Origin of the sequence: Leuconostoc gasicomitatum LMG 18811 (genome assembly GCF_000196855.1) — a bacterium.
Taxonomy (GTDB): Bacteria; Bacillota; Bacilli; order Lactobacillales; family Lactobacillaceae; genus Leuconostoc; species Leuconostoc gasicomitatum.
The window spans coordinates 1,936,270-1,954,080 of the sequence record NC_014319.1 but is presented as its reverse complement, the minus strand read 5'-3'; the positions used below and the strand labels follow the sequence as shown (position 1 = coordinate 1,954,080).

At 36.6% G+C, this 17,811-nt stretch carries 20 protein-coding genes; 18 read left to right on the top strand and 2 right to left on the bottom strand.

The window, feature by feature from the left end:
• Positions 1-446: 446 nt before the first annotated feature.
• From LEGAS_RS09730 to LEGAS_RS09675, 12 genes are all read left to right on the top strand, one after another.
• A complete protein-coding gene (locus tag LEGAS_RS09730; protein ID WP_013232085.1) occupies positions 447-980 on the top strand; it encodes an rRNA large subunit pseudouridine synthase E in 534 nt (177 codons plus the stop codon).
• Positions 981-1,055: 75 nt separating this feature from the next.
• Positions 1,056-1,772 carry a YebC/PmpR family DNA-binding transcriptional regulator gene (locus LEGAS_RS09725; protein ID WP_010387584.1) on the top strand — a complete coding sequence of 239 codons (717 nt, stop codon included), beginning with the start codon at positions 1,056-1,058 and terminating at the stop codon, positions 1,770-1,772.
• A 94-nt stretch (positions 1,773-1,866) separates the two neighbouring features.
• A complete protein-coding gene (locus LEGAS_RS09720) occupies positions 1,867-3,885 on the top strand; it encodes a DUF1430 domain-containing protein (protein WP_013232084.1) in 2,019 nt (672 codons plus the stop codon).
• A 1-nt stretch (position 3,886) separates the two neighbouring features.
• On the top strand, positions 3,887-4,510 hold the full coding sequence (locus LEGAS_RS09715) for an ATP-binding cassette domain-containing protein (RefSeq protein ID WP_010387595.1): 624 nt from the start codon (positions 3,887-3,889) through the stop codon (positions 4,508-4,510).
• An 11-nt stretch (positions 4,511-4,521) separates the two neighbouring features.
• Entirely contained in the window at positions 4,522-4,704 is a 183-nt protein-coding gene (locus tag LEGAS_RS09710) for a hypothetical protein (RefSeq protein WP_224130989.1), read from the top strand.
• A gap of 201 nt (positions 4,705-4,905) precedes the next feature.
• Complete coding sequence (gene rpmH, locus LEGAS_RS09705; RefSeq protein WP_002816117.1) at positions 4,906-5,040, top strand: 50S ribosomal protein L34; 135 nt, start codon at positions 4,906-4,908, stop codon at positions 5,038-5,040.
• 143 nt (positions 5,041-5,183) lie between these two features.
• The gene (gene rnpA / locus LEGAS_RS09700) at positions 5,184-5,534 is read left to right on the top strand and encodes a ribonuclease P protein component (RefSeq protein WP_010015461.1); all 351 of its coding nucleotides are present in this window, start codon (positions 5,184-5,186) and stop codon (positions 5,532-5,534) included.
• Complete coding sequence (locus LEGAS_RS09695) at positions 5,531-6,370, top strand: YidC/Oxa1 family membrane protein insertase (protein ID WP_013232083.1); 840 nt, start codon at positions 5,531-5,533, stop codon at positions 6,368-6,370. Before rnpA ends, LEGAS_RS09695 begins: the two co-directional genes overlap by 4 nt.
• A 132-nt stretch (positions 6,371-6,502) precedes the next feature.
• Positions 6,503-8,179 (top strand): glycerophosphodiester phosphodiesterase family protein, encoded by a 1,677-nt coding sequence (locus LEGAS_RS09690; RefSeq protein WP_013232082.1) that lies wholly within the window; start codon positions 6,503-6,505, stop codon positions 8,177-8,179.
• Between the two features lie 133 nt (positions 8,180-8,312).
• Complete coding sequence (locus LEGAS_RS09685) at positions 8,313-8,771, top strand: GNAT family N-acetyltransferase (protein ID WP_013232081.1); 459 nt, start codon at positions 8,313-8,315, stop codon at positions 8,769-8,771.
• Positions 8,755-9,678, top strand: coding sequence for a magnesium transporter CorA family protein (locus LEGAS_RS09680; RefSeq protein ID WP_013232080.1), 924 nt, complete (start codon positions 8,755-8,757; stop codon positions 9,676-9,678). The genes LEGAS_RS09685 and LEGAS_RS09680 overlap by 17 nt, the downstream gene beginning before the upstream one ends.
• Before the next feature lie 19 nt (positions 9,679-9,697).
• The gene (locus LEGAS_RS09675; protein ID WP_010387491.1) at positions 9,698-10,270 is read left to right on the top strand and encodes a xanthine phosphoribosyltransferase; all 573 of its coding nucleotides are present in this window, start codon (positions 9,698-9,700) and stop codon (positions 10,268-10,270) included.
• A 91-nt stretch (positions 10,271-10,361) separates the two neighbouring features.
• On the opposite strand, the gene LEGAS_RS09670 is transcribed toward LEGAS_RS09675, so the two are convergent.
• Positions 10,362-10,649: a TetR-like C-terminal domain-containing protein gene (locus LEGAS_RS09670; protein WP_224133195.1), complete on the bottom strand. Its 288-nt coding sequence runs from the start codon at positions 10,647-10,649 to the stop codon at positions 10,362-10,364.
• A gap of 163 nt (positions 10,650-10,812) precedes the next feature.
• Between LEGAS_RS09670 and LEGAS_RS09665 the strand changes: the two genes are divergently transcribed.
• From LEGAS_RS09665 to asp3, 4 genes are all read left to right on the top strand, one after another.
• Positions 10,813-11,448: a GNAT family N-acetyltransferase gene (locus tag LEGAS_RS09665; RefSeq protein ID WP_013232078.1), complete on the top strand. Its 636-nt coding sequence runs from the start codon at positions 10,813-10,815 to the stop codon at positions 11,446-11,448.
• Positions 11,449-11,605: 157 nt separating this feature from the next.
• Positions 11,606-13,084, top strand: a complete 1,479-nt coding sequence (asp1, locus tag LEGAS_RS09660; protein ID WP_010387487.1) for an accessory Sec system protein Asp1 — start codon at positions 11,606-11,608, stop codon at positions 13,082-13,084.
• Entirely contained in the window at positions 13,085-14,611 is a 1,527-nt protein-coding gene (gene asp2 / locus LEGAS_RS09655; RefSeq protein ID WP_010387486.1) for an accessory Sec system protein Asp2, read from the top strand. It abuts the gene before it with no gap.
• A 5-nt stretch (positions 14,612-14,616) separates the two neighbouring features.
• Positions 14,617-15,660, top strand: coding sequence for an accessory Sec system protein Asp3 (gene asp3, locus LEGAS_RS09650; RefSeq protein WP_013232077.1), 1,044 nt, complete (start codon positions 14,617-14,619; stop codon positions 15,658-15,660).
• A 4-nt stretch (positions 15,661-15,664) separates the two neighbouring features.
• Here the strand turns inward: asp3 and LEGAS_RS09645 are convergent, their stop codons facing one another.
• A complete protein-coding gene (locus tag LEGAS_RS09645) occupies positions 15,665-16,039 on the bottom strand; it encodes a PaaI family thioesterase (RefSeq protein ID WP_010390222.1) in 375 nt (124 codons plus the stop codon).
• Positions 16,040-16,075: 36 nt separating this feature from the next.
• On the opposite strand from LEGAS_RS09645, the gene menB reads away from it, so the two are divergent.
• The gene (menB, locus tag LEGAS_RS09640; protein ID WP_013232076.1) at positions 16,076-16,909 is read left to right on the top strand and encodes a 1,4-dihydroxy-2-naphthoyl-CoA synthase; all 834 of its coding nucleotides are present in this window, start codon (positions 16,076-16,078) and stop codon (positions 16,907-16,909) included.
• A gap of 104 nt (positions 16,910-17,013) precedes the next feature.
• Positions 17,014-17,805, top strand: a complete 792-nt coding sequence (locus LEGAS_RS09635) for a carbon-nitrogen family hydrolase (protein ID WP_013232075.1) — start codon at positions 17,014-17,016, stop codon at positions 17,803-17,805.
• Positions 17,806-17,811 lie beyond the last annotated feature (6 nt).

Genomic DNA, 17,811 nt, shown 5'->3' with positions numbered 1-17,811 from the left:
ATTAAAAAAATGACGTCTTGAACCGATCAACTTTTCTATATAAAGAAGAAGTAGCAAAGATTATTATAACAGTAAGAAATAGAGTTTTCCACAGGAGAGTTATAATTTTAGAGAATATCAACAGTTGTGGACAAAATAAAAAAAGGTTTGTGGATATAAGAACGAACATCTGTGCGAGTTATCCACAAACGAACAAGTTTATGAACATTCAAAAGTGGGTAAGGACAATATTTGAGGTTTGTTATAAACATTATCCACAATTTAACAATAACAAGCTGTGGATATGTGGATAACTTGTGAACAGCCCTGTTCCTAATGTTTCTATAAACGTAGTTACTGCACAGCCTTGTGTCTTGTTTTGGATAAGATTGTGAATAGTAAAGAAAAGGTTAAGGGCTTTAATACTTACCATCTTTTATAGACCTATCTTTGTTATACTTAAGGGTATGATTATACTATTTAACAAACCTTATAATGTTTTAACTAAATTCACGGATCCTGATGGTAGACCAACATTGGCTGATTATATTGATATCCCGCGTGTCTATGCTGCTGGTCGGTTAGACATGGACAGTGAGGGCTTATTGCTTTTAACAGATAGCGGTAAACTTAATCATGATTTAACTGATCCTGAAAATAAAGCCTATAAAACCTATGTTGTTCAAGTTGAGGGCATACCAACTAAAGCACAGTTGAAAGCACTAGAACAGGGCATTGAACTAAAAGATGGGATGACATTGCCAGCAAAAGTTAAACGTATCCCGTATCCAAAATGGTTGTGGGAAAGAGAAAAGCCGATTCGCGTACGTCAAAATCAACCTACCAGTTTTCTTCAAATTAAGATTAAAGAGGGGCGAAATCGTCAAGTTCGTCGTATGACTGCAGCAGTTGGAATACCAACGTTACGATTAATTAGAACGCATATTGATGCCTACCATATTGGCGATCTAAAACCTGGTATGTATCGCGTCATAAAATAAACTTATTTTTTGGTGCAAAGTGTTTTGAAACCGTTATAATGATAAAAGAAATAAAATATTAAATGAGGTGAGAGCATGGGACGTAAGTGGGAAAATATTAAAATGAAAAAGGCGCAGACAGACGGTGCTGCGGCCAAAGTTAATAGTAAGTATGGGATAGAAATTTATGTTGCTGCCAAGCAAGGGGGTAGTATTGACCCAGAAGCAAATTCAAATTTAAAGTTTGTCATTGATCGTGCCAAGCAAGCACAAGTACCAAAACATGTTATTGAACGCGCACTTGAGAAGGTAAGTGGTTCTGGTGATGAGACATTTATTGAAGGGCGTTATGAAGGATTTGGTCCCAATGGTTCATTAATTATTGTTGATACATTAACATCAAACGTTAATCGTACAGCGACAAACGTACGGACTGAATTTAATAAAAACGGTGGTACATATGGCGCAGCTGGATCAGTGAGTTATTTGTTTGATGAAACAGGCGTCATTGTTTTTGAGGGCAATGACGCAGATAGCATTTTAGAAACACTATTAGATGCTGACGTGGATGTTCGTGATGCAGAGCAACAAGATGACCAAATTGTTGTGTATACTGAACCAAGTGACTTACATAGGACCATTGAAGTGCTACGTCAAAGTGGCGTGTCAGAATTTTCAACGACAGAGATATCAATGTTACCACAAGCAGAAATGGCGCTTGAGGGGGATGACTTAGCAACATTTGAAAAATTGATTGATGTCCTTGAATCAGATGAAGATGTCCAAACAGTACATCATAACGTTGCATTGTAATAAATAGACAAACAAAATACGTGAGCACCTAATTTTTTAGATGCTCACGTATTTCTGTCTGTCAATAAAAAACCTGATTGGGGAAGGTTAAATTATGTACAAAAAGCTTAAACAAGTATTTATATTGATTGCAATTATTTTGGTTACAATCATTAGCGTGCGTTTTGTCAAAACTTACCAGAGTGAGATGTTCGGTGGGAACCGAGAAGTCATTGCAGTTAATCAAGCCACATTGAATTTACAAGATGACTTGCAAAAAATTGCTAAAGCAAAACAGGTACTCATTGCCAAGCAAATTGTGGTGACGCCTAAAAACAAAACTGGTCAACTAATTAATACATATCAAAAAATTGGCACTGGTCAATTACCTAAAAATTTACCAGAGCAAACCCATACGGCGTTGATAAAAAAAAGTCCGGATACAGTGGTTTATGTCATTATCGGAAAAAATTTGTCAGCAGAACAATTAGTTAATTTACTCAACAAAACAGGTAATAATACCCAAGTTTTTAAAACAAATCAACAGCTGATTGTTTTAAAACAATTGGTACTTGTACCACAAACACTACTAGCCATTATTGTGCTGATATTTAGCTTTATTGCTTTGTTACTGGCTGATTATATTGCTGCCTTTAAAAAAATTGGTATTTTAAGATTAGCAGGGGAGAGCACAAGCCACTTTGTGTGGAAAAATACATATCATGATCTTGTCACTGTATTAATGACTGTAGGCGTTACAATGGTTGGCGCGATGGCATATTTGAGTTGGCAATCATTAGTTATGCCTATTTTTATTGAAATTTTATTAGTGAGCGTAGGATTCTTTATTGCTTTAATTGTTCTAGCGATTGCTTTCGTGGCAAGTACCTTCTCGGTATTAATGACAAGGCAACCAATTAATTTACTGATTAAAGGAAAAATGCCAATTCGTGGGTTCACAGCTGTCATTGTGACGCTACAACTACTGACAATCTTAGCGGCTATCTATGCGGTTTCTACAGTCGCTACTGCACAGCAAAGTGTGACACAGGTGAAGCAAGGGCAACAAGAATGGCGAAAGAATAGTCAATATTATGGTCTGACTGCCATTCAAGGTGAAGCAAGCGGGAAAGATTGGCAAGGTTTTTATCAAGCGTTACTTCGGGATCCAAATAATCTATTGATTGCGAATAATTTTGATTCTATATATGCATCAGAATACGGGACGAATGGGAAAGCGGCCATAAAAAATACCAATGGTTATTTACCAACTGCGTTTGCTGATGAAAATATGCTCTTTGTATCGCAAAGCTTTTTGAAAAAAGCGCATATTCAGATTTCGTCAACTTTGAATCAGCGACTAGCAGATTTGAAACAAGGTCAATATGGCTTGTTGATACCAGAAAGTCAAAAACAGAAACAAAATCAGCTAACTAGCATTTGGGGGAACTATTTTCAGCCGTCAAAAGTAGATATTAAGGCGGGTAATGGCATCAAAATGCAACAATTATCTGGTCTTTATCATCCTACTCACGCTAATATCTTTGCTTATCCGGTCTATAGTGCTGGGGGGGTGATATCTTCTAACCAAATCTATGCAAAGAATCCAATCATCGTGGTATTTGGCAGTCAGACATTTGATGAAAAGCATATTGGTCGATTGAATCAATACATTTATCAGACTTTAATCACTAATGTTAGTCGGACAAAACAGTTAGTAAAAAAATATCATCTCGAATTAAGCATTGGTGCGTTTGCAAATGGTTACGAAGAGGCTAATCAGCGACTACATACGATGCAAACAAAGCAAACATTTTTGATTGGTAGCACAATTGTTGCTATTATCAGTTCAATTCTGTTAACTTATGTTTTGAATGTGATTTATTTTTATCAAAATCGTCGTAAATTTGTGATTGAACGTCTGTCAGGGATGAAAGCACAACAAATTCATGCGACTTACTTAAAAGTCATTGTTGCTAGCTCAGGTTTATTGGCACTTTTAGTTTGGCTCATGCATTTGCCATTGGTTAGTTTTTTGGTACCTGTCATTTATCTATTACTTAGTGGTTTGATTTTTGTATGGCAGGCTAATCAAGCTAAAGAACAACAAGTTCAGTATTTGAAAGGGGAGTAAAATGATTGAATTAAAAAATATTCATAAACAATTCGATGAGAAAGTGATCTTAGATGATTTTTCATACCAGTTTGAAAATGGCCAGTCGTATGCATTGACAGGCATGTCAGGTAGTGGCAAAACAACATTACTTAATATGATTGGCAAGATAGAGAAGCCAGACACTGGTGACGTGCTGATCGATCAGAAGCAGTTGCGCAAGATTCCAGAACAAGTCTATTTTCAAAACTATGCTGGTTATCTGTTTCAAAATTATGGTCTGATTGATAATGAAACGATTGAACAAAATTTAACTTTGGCATTTGTAGGTAAACATATCAAAAAGGCTGAGCAAAAGTCGCAGATGCTGGCCGCACTCAAACAAGTAAATTTGACCTTAGATCTGTCTCGGAAAGTGTATTCACTATCAGGTGGTGAAGCGCAACGTGTAGCGATTGCTAAAATTATTTTAAAAAAACCGATGATTATCTTGGCCGACGAACCAACAGCGGCATTGGATGAAAAGAATGGGCAAGAAGTTGTTGACTTGATGAAGCAGTTAGTTACAGATGATACAATTTTAATTGTGGCAACACATAACCCAATGGTTTGGGAACAATTAAATCAACGCGTGAAACTTGATTGAATAAGGAGAAAATGATGAAATTTGGATTATTTAGTATTGGATTGCAAGTTTTCGTAGCTTTGGTATCTATTTTTACTATGATGACACAAACGTATTTGCGGCAACCAGTAAAATTATTTTTGTGGCTGTTTCTACTTATCGCAGTGACTTCAATTATCATTGATGTGGTTAATTTGAAAAAAACGAATGTGTGAGTGGATCGCACCGCGACATTCATTGACTAACTATTGTCCTTCATCATGATAAGGGGTACAATGTTAGTATTGCATTTACTAAAAAATTTTTAGACATAAAAACAGATGAATTTCCTTGCTTACATAGTTGATTCATGTTATGATTAAAATCGAATTGCAAAGTTTTTGCAGGTAAAAAATCGCGAATGGAGGTGAACACACATGAAGCGTACATACCAACCAAAGAAGCGTCATCGTGAACGCGTACACGGATTCCGTAAGCGCATGAGCACAAGCAACGGTCGTAAAGTTTTGGCTCGCCGTCGTGCAAAGGGCCGCAAGGTTCTATCAGCCTAACAAGGTCGCTGCTATGCAGTGGCTTTTTTATTTAATAAAAGACCATATAATAGATAGCTACTATAAAGGCAGCAGCATATTATGTGACTGAGTAACAGGTGACCAACACCAACATATCAAATCCTCAAGAGAGACTAAATCAAATGAGAAAAACTTTTCGAATTAAAAAACCAACCGACTTTCAACTTGTTTTTAATAAACATCGGTCGGTTGCCAATAAATATTTTATTGTGTATCAGTTAGGTAAAAGCGATCAGAAGCATTTTCGACTAGGAATTTCTGTTAGTAAAAAAGTTGGTAAAGCGCATGATCGTGTTTGGGTAAAGCGTCGTATTCGCCAAAGTATTTTGGAATTAAAACCACAATTGCCTAACGAACTTGATATATTGGTGATTGCACGACCAGCAGTAGCAAAGCAAAGTCAAAAATTCATCAAAGAACAAATCGTGCATGTGCTGAAATTAGCTAATATCCTGAAAGTGGAAGAAGAATGAAACGTTTTACAAACATTTTAAAAAAAATCGGTCCGTTACCGCTTATTCTGGCTGTCATCGCGTTAATTATTATCATTATTGCTGGTACAAGCTTTAGCGGTCATGTGGCCTCACATAGTTTATGGAGTGCCGTGGTAGCGGCGTTTACCTCTGCTATATTAGGGGCTTCGGCATGGTTTGGTAATAACTATGGCATGGGAATCATTGTTTTTACAATTTTAATTCGTTTTTTGATTTTGCCATTAATGGTTTATCAAATTCAATCAATGATGAAGATGCAAATTGTACAACCAGCGCTCAAGGCGTTGCAGTCTAAGTACCCAGGGAAAGACACTGAAAGTCGTCAGTTGATGATGGCTGAACAGCAAGCCCTGTATAAGGATGCTGGTGTAAATCCATTTGCATCAATGTTACCTCTAATTGTGCAAATGCCAGTATTGATTGCGTTGTATCAATCAATTTACAATTCACAAGTTTTGAGATCAGGTAAATTTTTATGGCTACAATTAGGAAATAATGATCCTTACTATATTTTGCCAATCTTAGCAGCACTTTTCACATTTGCTTCATCGTGGTTATCAACGCAAGCCACACCAGAGCAAAACGGGATGACCAAGGCAATGCCGTATATTTTCCCCGTCGTGATTTTTTTCTCTGCAATTGCTGTACCAAGTGCGTTATCATTGTACTGGGTAGTCGGAAACTTGTTTCAAACCATTCAAACATTTTTCTTACAAAATCCCTTTAAAATACGACGTCAACGTGAATTAGAATTGCAAAAAGAGCGTGATATGAAGCGTAAAATTAAAAAAGCAAAGCGTAGTACCAAACGTTAATGTATTCGTGCTGTGTTGCCGGTCAGGCAACACAGCTTTTTTATTGTTTAAAAGTACCAAACAAAAAAATTGAAAAATGGCAGTATAATGTTATTCTGAAATAAGAAATATAAAGATAATGGAGATTTTGAGATGGGGAAGCAGAGATTAAGTAAACATTGGTTCTCAGTTATTTTAGTTGTGGTATTATTTTTATTTAATGACTTGTCATCACAGATTATTGACACAATTCAATCTTATCAGCCAAGTGCATATAGCATTGCGACTGGGAGTGTAGGCAAATTATTAACCTATCTGAGTAATAATTGGCTGACTTACGGGCTGACGTTAATTGGTTACTTTTTTGTTTGGATGATGCTAATAGTAATCGTTGTTACGGGCATGTTGCTAACATGGGGTCTAGCAAGTAGACAACATTTTTTGATTGGTTTAAAATCGTTACAAATTCATCTCGCTGTTTTTGTTATGATATTGTTATTTATACCCTTAAATCAAGTTGGTTTTAAATTTCCAATTGCTTATTATCTGACAATTCCAAAGACATTTATTGATCCTATCATGACGCCGGTTATGTGGGTCTTAATTGGTTTGGTTAATATTGGGTTATTATTGCTGGCGTATCGATTAAGATTGGTACCTTATTTTGCGATAACAACACGTCAAAATTTGAAGATTAATGTGACACATAGTTGGCAACAAACAAAGTTTCAGACCGGACAGTTTCTTTTAACAATTGGAAAGTATGCGTTAATGACAATTGCTGTTATCGGTGGATTCTTTTGGTTACAACGATTGTTTGATCAAGTCCTAAATACTGGCTTGAATCGCAGCATGGTAAATATATTGATTGCCATTGCGATTGGTTATTTTTACTTTGTTACAAGCCAAGTATTGTTACTTTTCATCACTAAAGATCAACAAATTGCTCATACGCGATTACAAGATAAAAAATTATATTTGAGAATAATACAAGTTATTATTATCGGCTTAGTTGGTGCATCTAGTAGTTTACTGTCAGGCAAATTTATTAGTCATCCCATTAAAAACTATGTTGTGATTGCACACAAAGGTGTGTCATCAGAAAGTGATGCCTCAAATACGATTATTAGTCTAAATAAGGTTTCTAAAACAAAACCGGACTATGTAGAAATAGATATTCAAGCAACAAGCGATGGTGTTTATGTTTTAAGTCATGATGCTAAAATTAAAGCTAAAAATGGTAAAACTTATCAAATTAACGAGACGCCTTGGCATATTTTAAAAAAATTACGTTACGAAGAGAATGGAAAGATCATTACTGCAACGCCATTTATTGCGTATATTAAACGCGCAAATCAATTAAATCAGAAATTGCTTGTTGAACTAAAAATCAACACAACCATTACAACAGCACAGCTCGTTCATTTTCAAAAAAAGTATGGGGCATATCTAACAGAAAATCGTGCGCAGTTGCAGTCAATGAATCAAAATGCAATTAAGCGGTTGGCAAAATACTCTGATAGACCAATAGGTTTGCTGTCGCCAGTTGTTAATAGTGTTAATAATGCAAAGTTTAATACTTTTTATGCTATGGAATATTCCAACGTGAATACTAATATTGCACGCCAAGTAATAAAAAAACATAAAACACTGTATGTGTGGACTTTAAATAAGGAGGCAGATATCAATAGTAACTACGCATTAGGGGTTCAAGGATATATTACAGATTATCCAAAGGAAACACGTGAAATTTTGCAGAAATTATCACGACACGCAGTCTATGCTGATGCAATGTGGTATATTGTGATGCTACAAAAGACGGCTGTTTAGTATTGGTTTTTAGTCATATAGTAAAACTGGTATAATATACTCTGATATGTTGAAGTGATGTTGATGCCACTATATTGAAAAAGTAACATTTAATGATGTGTGATGATAATAGAGTGAGGGAAAGAAACCATTAATGACTAAGCAGAAAATTGCTGCGCGAAGTAACAACTTAATTCTGCGTGACATGCAAGCAGAAGACTCTGAGGCACTTGCGCGCATTTATTTAGATACGCGTGTCACTAATTTTCCTTGGGTTAGATCACCAAAATTATCTGATTTTGATTTAGCCAGTTCGGGTGAAAAAATAACAGTTGCTGTATTTGATCATGAGATTGTCGGCTTTTCATCGTTATCAGAATGGGATAGTTTTTTACATTTATTATTTATCAAAGAAGGCTGGCAACGACAAGGCATTGGTGCTGTGTTACTAAAAAAGGCACGTGAGATGGTCAAAGAACCACTTGAATTGAAAGTCGTAACTGCTAATGTCAGCGCGCAACGCTTCTACGAACGTGAAGGTTTTAAAGTGGTTGCGCATTCAATTTTATCAAATCCAATGAATGTGACGTATAGAGATGATCGAAACAGTTAGAAAATATAATAACTTTACTTGGTACCACGTGTCCAATTTAACGACAGAGGACAATCAAATATTAGTGAGTGAGCATCAACTAACAAATGAAATTATTGGGTATGCTGTTGATCACAATGAGGCGGTACGCATGGAATATGACAATGAAGCTGATGAGTCTTTAATGGTAATTGATGTTATTTCATATCATGAAAGTACTGTTGAAACGCGGCCCATCGGTATTTTGTTTGCGCATGGCGATTTATATACGTTTTCGCATTCAGTGACAGATTATATTCAAGCTGTGTTATTAGATCCTAAAAATCGACAAAAACGTGAGAATGATAATGAAATTAGTGCAATTGATTTTGTAATGACGGGGTTGTATTCACTAATGACACGGTATGTGGCTCAAGTATCAGAAATCAATCGTAAGCGTCGTGTGATTCAAACACAATTGGGACGCCATAAACGCACCACAAAGCAAATGAATGATTTATTACGATTACAAACGCAAACCATCTATATTCAAAATTCGCTAGCGAACAACCATGTGATGCTTGATGCGTTTAAGCAAGATTTTAAAACAGAAGTTGCACACTTTGAAGTCGAACACATTGATGATGTACGTGTTGAAGTTGGTCAAGCCGAGCACATGGCAGATTTAGCGATGGCTGTTATCAATTCAGTTTCAGATGCCTACGGTAATTTAAGTAATCGTGATTTGAACTGGACAATGAAAGTGCTAACAGTTTATTCAATTGTACTAACAGTCCCTACAATCGTCAGTGGCTTTTATGGAGAGAATGTCAAGTGGTTACCATTTGCAACATCACAAGATGGTTGGTGGATATCGATTGTTATAACACTGCTCTTAATGGCGATAGTTAGCTTAGTATTAGCATTGAGTGGATTTTTCAGAAGATAAAATAATAAAAAGGTAGTTTATGAAATTATTAGAGAATCGTATCCGTCAAGATGGTCGTATCTTGGGGACAGAAATATTAAAAGTTGATAGCTTTTTGAATCATCAAATTGATCCTGAATTGATGGCGGCCATTGGTAAAGAATTTGCACGATTGTTTGCTGATAAAAAGATTGATAAAATAGTAACCGTCGAGTCATCAGGTATTGCCCCTGCCGTTTTTACTGGACTGTCATTACATGTACCAGTGGTATTTGCACGGAAAAATAAGTCATTGACGCTGCCAGATGATGTGTGGATGGCAGATGTCTATTCTTTTACAAAAGAAGTCACTAATCATATCATGATTGATCATCGCTTTTTGGCGGCGGGCGAACATATTCTACTGATTGATGATTTTTTGGCTAATGGACAAGCAATTGAAGGATTACTATCGATTACGCAACAAGCTGAAGCAGAGGTTGTTGGTGTTGGCATTGTTATTGAAAAGACGTTTCAAAAAGGTCGACAATTGCTAGATGAGCTTGGGGTCGAAGTTAAAAGTTTAGCGCGCATTAAGTCGTTTGATGACGGCAAAATATCTTTTTTATCTTAAAATTGATGTTCCACGTGGAACAGCGTAAAACAAAAAGAGGGACTATTCTAGCAGTAAAACATATTGCGAGAATGGTGCCTCTTTTGAATACCTAGAATTTAAGTAATAAGTTATAAATATTTTGGTACAGCTCTTCAGTGGTAATAGGTAAGTCATGTGAAATGAAGTCCATAATCAAACCCATGATGCCTGAAACAATAAAATTGATTTCAATTTTATCAGGCATATTATTAGATAGATCTGTTTCAAGGATTAGTACTTTTTGGATAAATGTTTTTTTAACTTTTTTAAAGACAATGGTGCCAATCTGTTGCTGATTTAGCAACACATCAACAGTTGTTTGATGTGTTGCAATGTAGGAAACGAGTTGATACCTAATTGTGTTTTATTTTGTCTGCGATTCATAATGCCGTTTCCTCAATAAAAGATAATTTTTTGCTTAATCAACAGATATGTCATATGTGTTGATTGTAACATCTTCTTTCAGTCGATAGACTATATAGTAAGCTTGTAATTAAATATGAGTAATAAAAGGAGCCCTTATGAATTTTAGACACGCAGTTATACCAGAAATAAAACAGTTATCAGAACTTGCTGCTAGAGCATTTAATGATTACGCATTGTATCAAAAAACAATTAGACAGACTTTTCATCATGAGGCTGCTTATCAGCAATTTATTCAAAGATTGCATGATGTTCATTTAGCTACAAACGTGCATCAACAAAAAGTATTCGTATTGGAAGAAGGAAATAAAATTTTGTCAATTGTGATTTTAGAGGCCGACACATTACCAAAAACGACCACTTGGCAATATCTAAAAAATGGTGGTTTAAAAATGTTGCCTTATTTCTTTCATCATAATTTAGCACAATTTTTGGTAATGCTTGATGAAGCAGAAAAATTGCCACAACAGCAGTCACAAGCCAACTGGCACGTGAACTTATTAGCAGTTAGTCCTGATAATCAAGGCCGACACATTGGGTCACGCACATTAACAGATTTTGTTATTCCTTATATTAAATCGAAAGGGGCACAAAGCCTATCCCTTATTACTAATACACAACGTAATGTCACTTTCTATCAAAAAAACAATTTTAAAATAACCGATGAACGTATACTTAATTTTAAAGGTCAGCAAGTTAAAAATTGGTCTCTTGTGCAAATGTTGACAGATTAAACAAAGGTATAAGATTTTCTGAGTTAATACCTACAAAAATGATGCTTAGAATTGGTATAATGGAATTAATGATTATAATGAACTAGAATAGGCATTAATAATATGCTATTAATCCAATAATACATGCATGAGAGTGCCGGTACATAAGAGGTAAAATATGAATTTGCACATTATTCCAGATTGGCACGCATACAGTTTGACTTTACCAGAGTTTAACGATTCGGTTCATCAAACACAGCTTTTTTTGTCACAAGGTCAGTCTGTTGAACTTATACTAGTGGATTACTTACCTAAATTACGTCAAATTTTATCAGAAAAAGAAATTGAAGGTGCTGAAACTTGGTCAGTCTATGACGTATTGCAACAAATTGCCTTAAAAGAGGCCAAACCATTAGCCTTATCTGATTTTTCTTGGCCTGAAAATAGCCAATTTATTTATATGACTGATTGTATTGATATTCAAGTTTCGGGGAAACGTTTTGCCACGATAAGACTTGAATATCCAACATGGACACGCTTTGAAAAAGTGGATTTGTGGACAGATGATATACGAACACAGGAGCTTTTGATTGACGATCGTGGTTTTATTTCTCGCGTGACAACATTTGATGATAGCGAGAAAGTTTTACGTCGAGACTATTTGACACCCAGCGGAAACGTTGCAATCCAAGAAGACGATACAACAGGAATTGTGACAACGCAACAAACATGGACCACACAGACAACATTTACGAATATGTCTGAACTTATTGCAGCAGCATTAACGTATCATTTGCAAACGGTACCAGAAAACGAGTATCTGATTTTTGCACAAAGTCAGAGAACTGCTTTTTTCATTGACAAAGTGGCACCAAAGCAACCAACCATTCTAAGCTATCAAACTGAGCGCACAAACGAACAACTTGCCAAAAATCTTTTGTTACAAATGTCTGATACAATTAATTTTTCTGTGACGGATACAGGAGAACAATATGGCAAAATTGCAACACAGTTGGAGCATGCAGAAACGCTGGCTATTATTCCACCATACGTTGCAACTCAGCAAGTGAATCGTCCTGCAATACAGCCTTTTTCGACTATTTATTGGCAAGCAGCAACAATAACGCCAACTGCCTTTGATGCAGTAAGTACCGTGCTAGCAAATCATCCAAATATCTTGGTTTTGATTGAAACGACGCAATCGCATGCGACGTTTGATGCATTGATTGACAAAAATAGCCAGACAGCAGCCAACGCCCACGGAATCGTGGATAATGACAGTCAAATGGCCTATAAAACACGTTTCCAATTTTTAACACCTCAAAGTGAAGTGCAGCGCACACGTTACATGGCTCATACACGTGTCTTATTAGATCTCAATAAGATGCCAGATCAATTTTTACAAACTAAAGCGCTTAGTTTTGGTGTACCACAAATTAATATCATACAGACAGATTATGTGATACCAAATAAAAATGGTCAAATCTTATCAGATCAGTCAGAACTTATTAACGCTTTGAATTTTTATTTAGATGATAAGCATCATTTGACGGCGCTACAAGAAACGACCCACCAAATGGTTGCAGATTTTAACGACGACATAGTTTGGATTAAATGGCAACAAATTTTTAATAAGATTAAGCAAAGGAACGCATAAATGGCAGATATTTCAGTGCTTCAAATTGGGGCCGATGATTGGACAGCAGATATTGATACTACAGGTATCGACTGGCAATATACGACAATTCTTGATTTACCCACACGGCTAGCGTTGCAAAAAGATCCGTATATTTTAGAACAAACCTACGTTGTGTTGACTGATGCTACGCTGTCAAGTACATTGTTATCAGGTCAAATCAGTGCGTGGCCTGCACTACGAACAATTTACTTTGCAAAAAAAATGACACCGGAATTTCAAGAGGTTTTGGATGAACGGCGCGCTTTTTGCATACCAAATAGGACGCCGGAGGCAGTTCAGAAACGTATTCAAGAGGATTTTAATTTTGATCAAATAGGATTTTCAACACGTTTTAGTGAACAACAGTTTATACCAATGCCGCATACAGGCATACATTTTAAACGAGAAGGGCGTTTTTCGGCACAATTTAGTGGTGATTTTGGTACAACGTGGCAACAAATTGGCACGTTGAATACATTTGTTGGGGACTTGATGCCACGTGTTGAAAACATGATTTGGTTGGATTATGAACAGACAGACACAGTGTCTGTCCAATTACAATTTGTTTTCTACAAAGATAATCATATGCAAACAGTTCAGACGATCACTGGTGATGAGTTGAGACAGCAACATCCAATTGGTGGTATAGAGGATTATCAAGATTATCAAATCTTAATTTTTGCCAAAGGGACAGGGCAGTTAGATCTTCATGTGTTACATCAACGACGCTCGCGACATTTGTTAGGGACCTTGTTACCAGGGGATGAGTGGCAAATGACTGATGAGCATGAAGAAGTGTTGAGTTATTTTAACCCTGGTGACCGTCAGGCACCACTAATTGTTAATTTTTCTGGCATTCGGTTACATGTAGATGGCTTTGAAATGCGGGGGCCATTCAATGAACTTGGGACCCCGTATTTACTTTTTTCAGATGTTAGAATGCAAGGCGGGGCGTTTCATATTGGATCAGAAATGTATGAACAAAAAGTTGTTGAAATCATTAAAAAAGCCATGAAGACACTCCATTTAGAACCCAAAGATGTCATTTTAACAGGCTATTCAATGGGCAGTTTTCCAGCAATGTACTATGCAGCTGATATTAAACCACATGCCATCGTTGTAGCTAAACCACTGATTAGTTTGGGTACATTGACAGGAAAGTCTGAGTTTCCTAGGGAAGTGAACCAAGATTGGACGCTAGATGTGCGGCGCTTTTTGGCAGGACGGATGCACCCAGATGATACTGACATGTTAGATAATATTTTGTGGCAGCATATTGAAAATGTTGATTGGTCTAAAATAGCGGTTGCATTATTTACACTCAAACAAGATGAGTATGATGGGCAAAGTTTGCCACGTTTACTAGCGTTTTTTGAAGAGAATAAGACACATTTAATACATATACAAGAAGAGGGGACACATACGGCCAAAATCCCCGAAATGATAACGTTTATGAAAACACATCTGGCCAAATTAAAAGATAGTATGCGCAGGGAGGATCGGTAATCGTTATGCAATATCAGATATATTGGACACCACAAACACAATTATTTGAATTACAAGGGGCGACAATCGATTTTCGAGCATTAAATGATGTGTATTATGAGCATTATTTTTTGCCAAGTGGGCGTGTGATCGCTACTTGGCGATCTAATCAGCATTTTCAACGCGAAAAAAAGGTCTCGGATTTACCGCAACTATTACGTGGTGTCACCTATACAATTGAACGAAGCATTGACAACAGTGAGCGCATGTTTGCCTATTTGATTGTCACATTCTATGATGAACAGTATCAGAAATTAGTAACGAATAGTCAAAATGCCGATAAAATAACAGTGACGGTGCCAGAAAATTATGCCTTTTATACCATTGATTTGGTGTCTGCTGGTAATGGGCATTTTGTCTTTCATGACTTTGTTATTCGCCAACAAAAAAAAGGGGTGCTGCGAGATAATGATTTGATTGTAGCGCCTAAATTATACGCTTATCTTCAAGTACCAGAAAAAATAACGACAAAAACCTTGCGCGTTGTTTTTTCGGAACCTGAAAAAATGATGACTGATTACATGACAGACTGGATAAATGAGACGCAACAAGCTGTACAGTACCTAACGAGTAGTGATATTGATGCTGGCTTTTATCGTAATCACGAGCCTGATTTGATAGCGACTGTTAAGAATGCACGTAAACAGGTGCATGCAAACAAGATTGAATTTGTAGGGTATGGTCCGATATCAAGTTATGCAGCATTGTATTATCAGCAACAAATTAAAGGGAGTTTGGCAATTATTAGTGAGGATGTTATTCTTTCGCCAAGTTCAGAATTGAAAATTGTACGTACAGTTGATAACGTACAATATCTGGGAAATCCTATTGTGGCAAATCATCAGGTAGCGTTAGTCATCCCGCACCCTAGATATGAGCGTTTGAGTATGTTGAGTTACGAGACGCCAACACCAAAAGAATTACGGCGGCAACAGGCATATGATGCTGCCCATCCTAAAAAGAATACATTGTCAAAGTTTTTTACAAAAAATAAAAATAACACGCATTAACGTGTTATTTTTTTAAAATTTGGTTTTTAATTGTAACTGTACTCGTACTTGTGAGCATATCTGTGCTTTTTTCATGGATAGACACAGACCAAACTTGTAATGAATGGCCGATGTTTACAGGTGTGGCAGTTGCGACTAAAATACCTTGCGTAACCGCTTTTAGATGATTGGTGTGGATAGACACACCAACTGGCACAAGATTGTCAGGGAGGCATTCGTTGGCACCAAGAGATGCAGCGGTTTCAGCAAGTAATGCGTTAATACCACCGTGAACAATACCATATGGCTGCATGAGCTTTTCACTGACGCGTACTTCAACAATTGTTTTTTCTGCCGATAATAAAGTGGTTTTTAACCCTAAAAGTTCTATAATATTCATAAGAACAAAATCCCCTTTCTGAATGGAGTATAACATATGACAACTTGGAACACTGTAAAAGTCTATAAAGAAATTTTATTTGAAACAAATACTGATGGTAAAAATCCCGGTAAGATTGTTAAGATCACGATGAATGATATTGCAACACATAATGCATTTACACCTGGCATGGTGTCTGAAATGATTGATGCGTTCACCATTGCACGTGATGATGCCAAAATTGGGGTCATTATTATGACGGGTGCCGGGGATCAAGCCTTTTCATCAGGTGGTAATCAGAAAGTTCGTGGTAATGGTGGTTATGTTGGTGTTGATGGTATACCACGATTAAATGTTTTAGATTTACAACGATTAATGAGAATTATACCCAAACCAATTATTGCAATGGTAAAAGGTTGGTCTGTTGGTGGGGGGAATGTCTTACAATTGGTGGCTGATTTGACCATAGCTGCTGATAATGCCAAGTTTGGTCAAACTGGACCTATGGTTGGTTCATTTGACGCAGGATATGGCTCTGGATACCTTGCCCGGGTTATTGGACACAAGCGTGCTAAGGAAGTGTGGTTTTTAAACCATTTCTATACTGCTGATGAAGCCTATCAAATGAACTGGATTAATAAAGTTGTACCATTGGCTGACGTAGAAGCTGCCACCATTGAATGGTCAGATGAGTTATTAACGAAGTCACCTACGGCGTTAAGATTTATCAAAGCAGCTATGAATGCAGACACAGATGGTTTGGCCGGTTTGCAACAGTTTGCTGGTGATGCAACGATGCTTTATTACACATCAGATGAGGCTAAAGAAGGCCGTGATTCATTTAAAGAAAAACGAGATCCTAATTTCGATCAATTTCCTAAATTCCCTTAAAACACCAGTTAGGTGTTTTTTTATTATCAAATAATGAGTTTAAAATGATATAAATTTGACAAAAACAATAAAAAAATGCACAATAACACATAAGAGGATTGGCTATGAAACTTAAAATTGCGATAGCACAAATTGATATTGCCTTAGGAGATCCTAAACATAATCAGAAAACAGTAGCCTATTATGCTGAAAAAGCTGCTGAGGTCAATGCTGACGTGTTAGTATACCCAGAAATGTGGAATACAGGGTACGCATTGACAGAGCTAACTAATTTGGCTGATACTAATGGCCAAGACAGTCAGCTATTACTTAGCAAATTAGCTAAGAAATACCATCTTAATATTGTTGGCGGTTCTGTAGCAACACAACAGAACCATAAATTTTATAACACGATGTTTGTTTTTGATGCATCAGGCCAAAAGGTTTCTGAATATAATAAATTACATCTTTTTGGGCTAATGAATGAGGAAAAATATGTGTCGGCTGGCAGCATGATAAATACTTTTGACTTAGCAGGTATTAAATCTGCAGCGGCAATTTGCTATGATATTCGTTTTCCAGAATGGTTGCGTACTATGATGTCAGTTGGGCCCCAAGAAATCTTGTATGTGGCTGCTGAATGGCCCATTCAGCGCATTGAACAATGGCAAATCATGTTACAAGCACGTGCAATTGAAAATCAGACTTTTGTTGTTGCAGCCAATCGCGTTGGTCGAGATAAAAATAATGTGTTTGGTGGTCGCTCGTTGATTATTGATCCTTTGGGTCGTGTTATCCAGCAGGCCGGGGATACACAAGAAACATTGTTAATTAGTACTATTGATACTGATGATGAGAAAATGGTTCGCGGTCAAATACCAGTTTTTGATGATCGACGACCAGAGTTATATTATTAGGAGAAG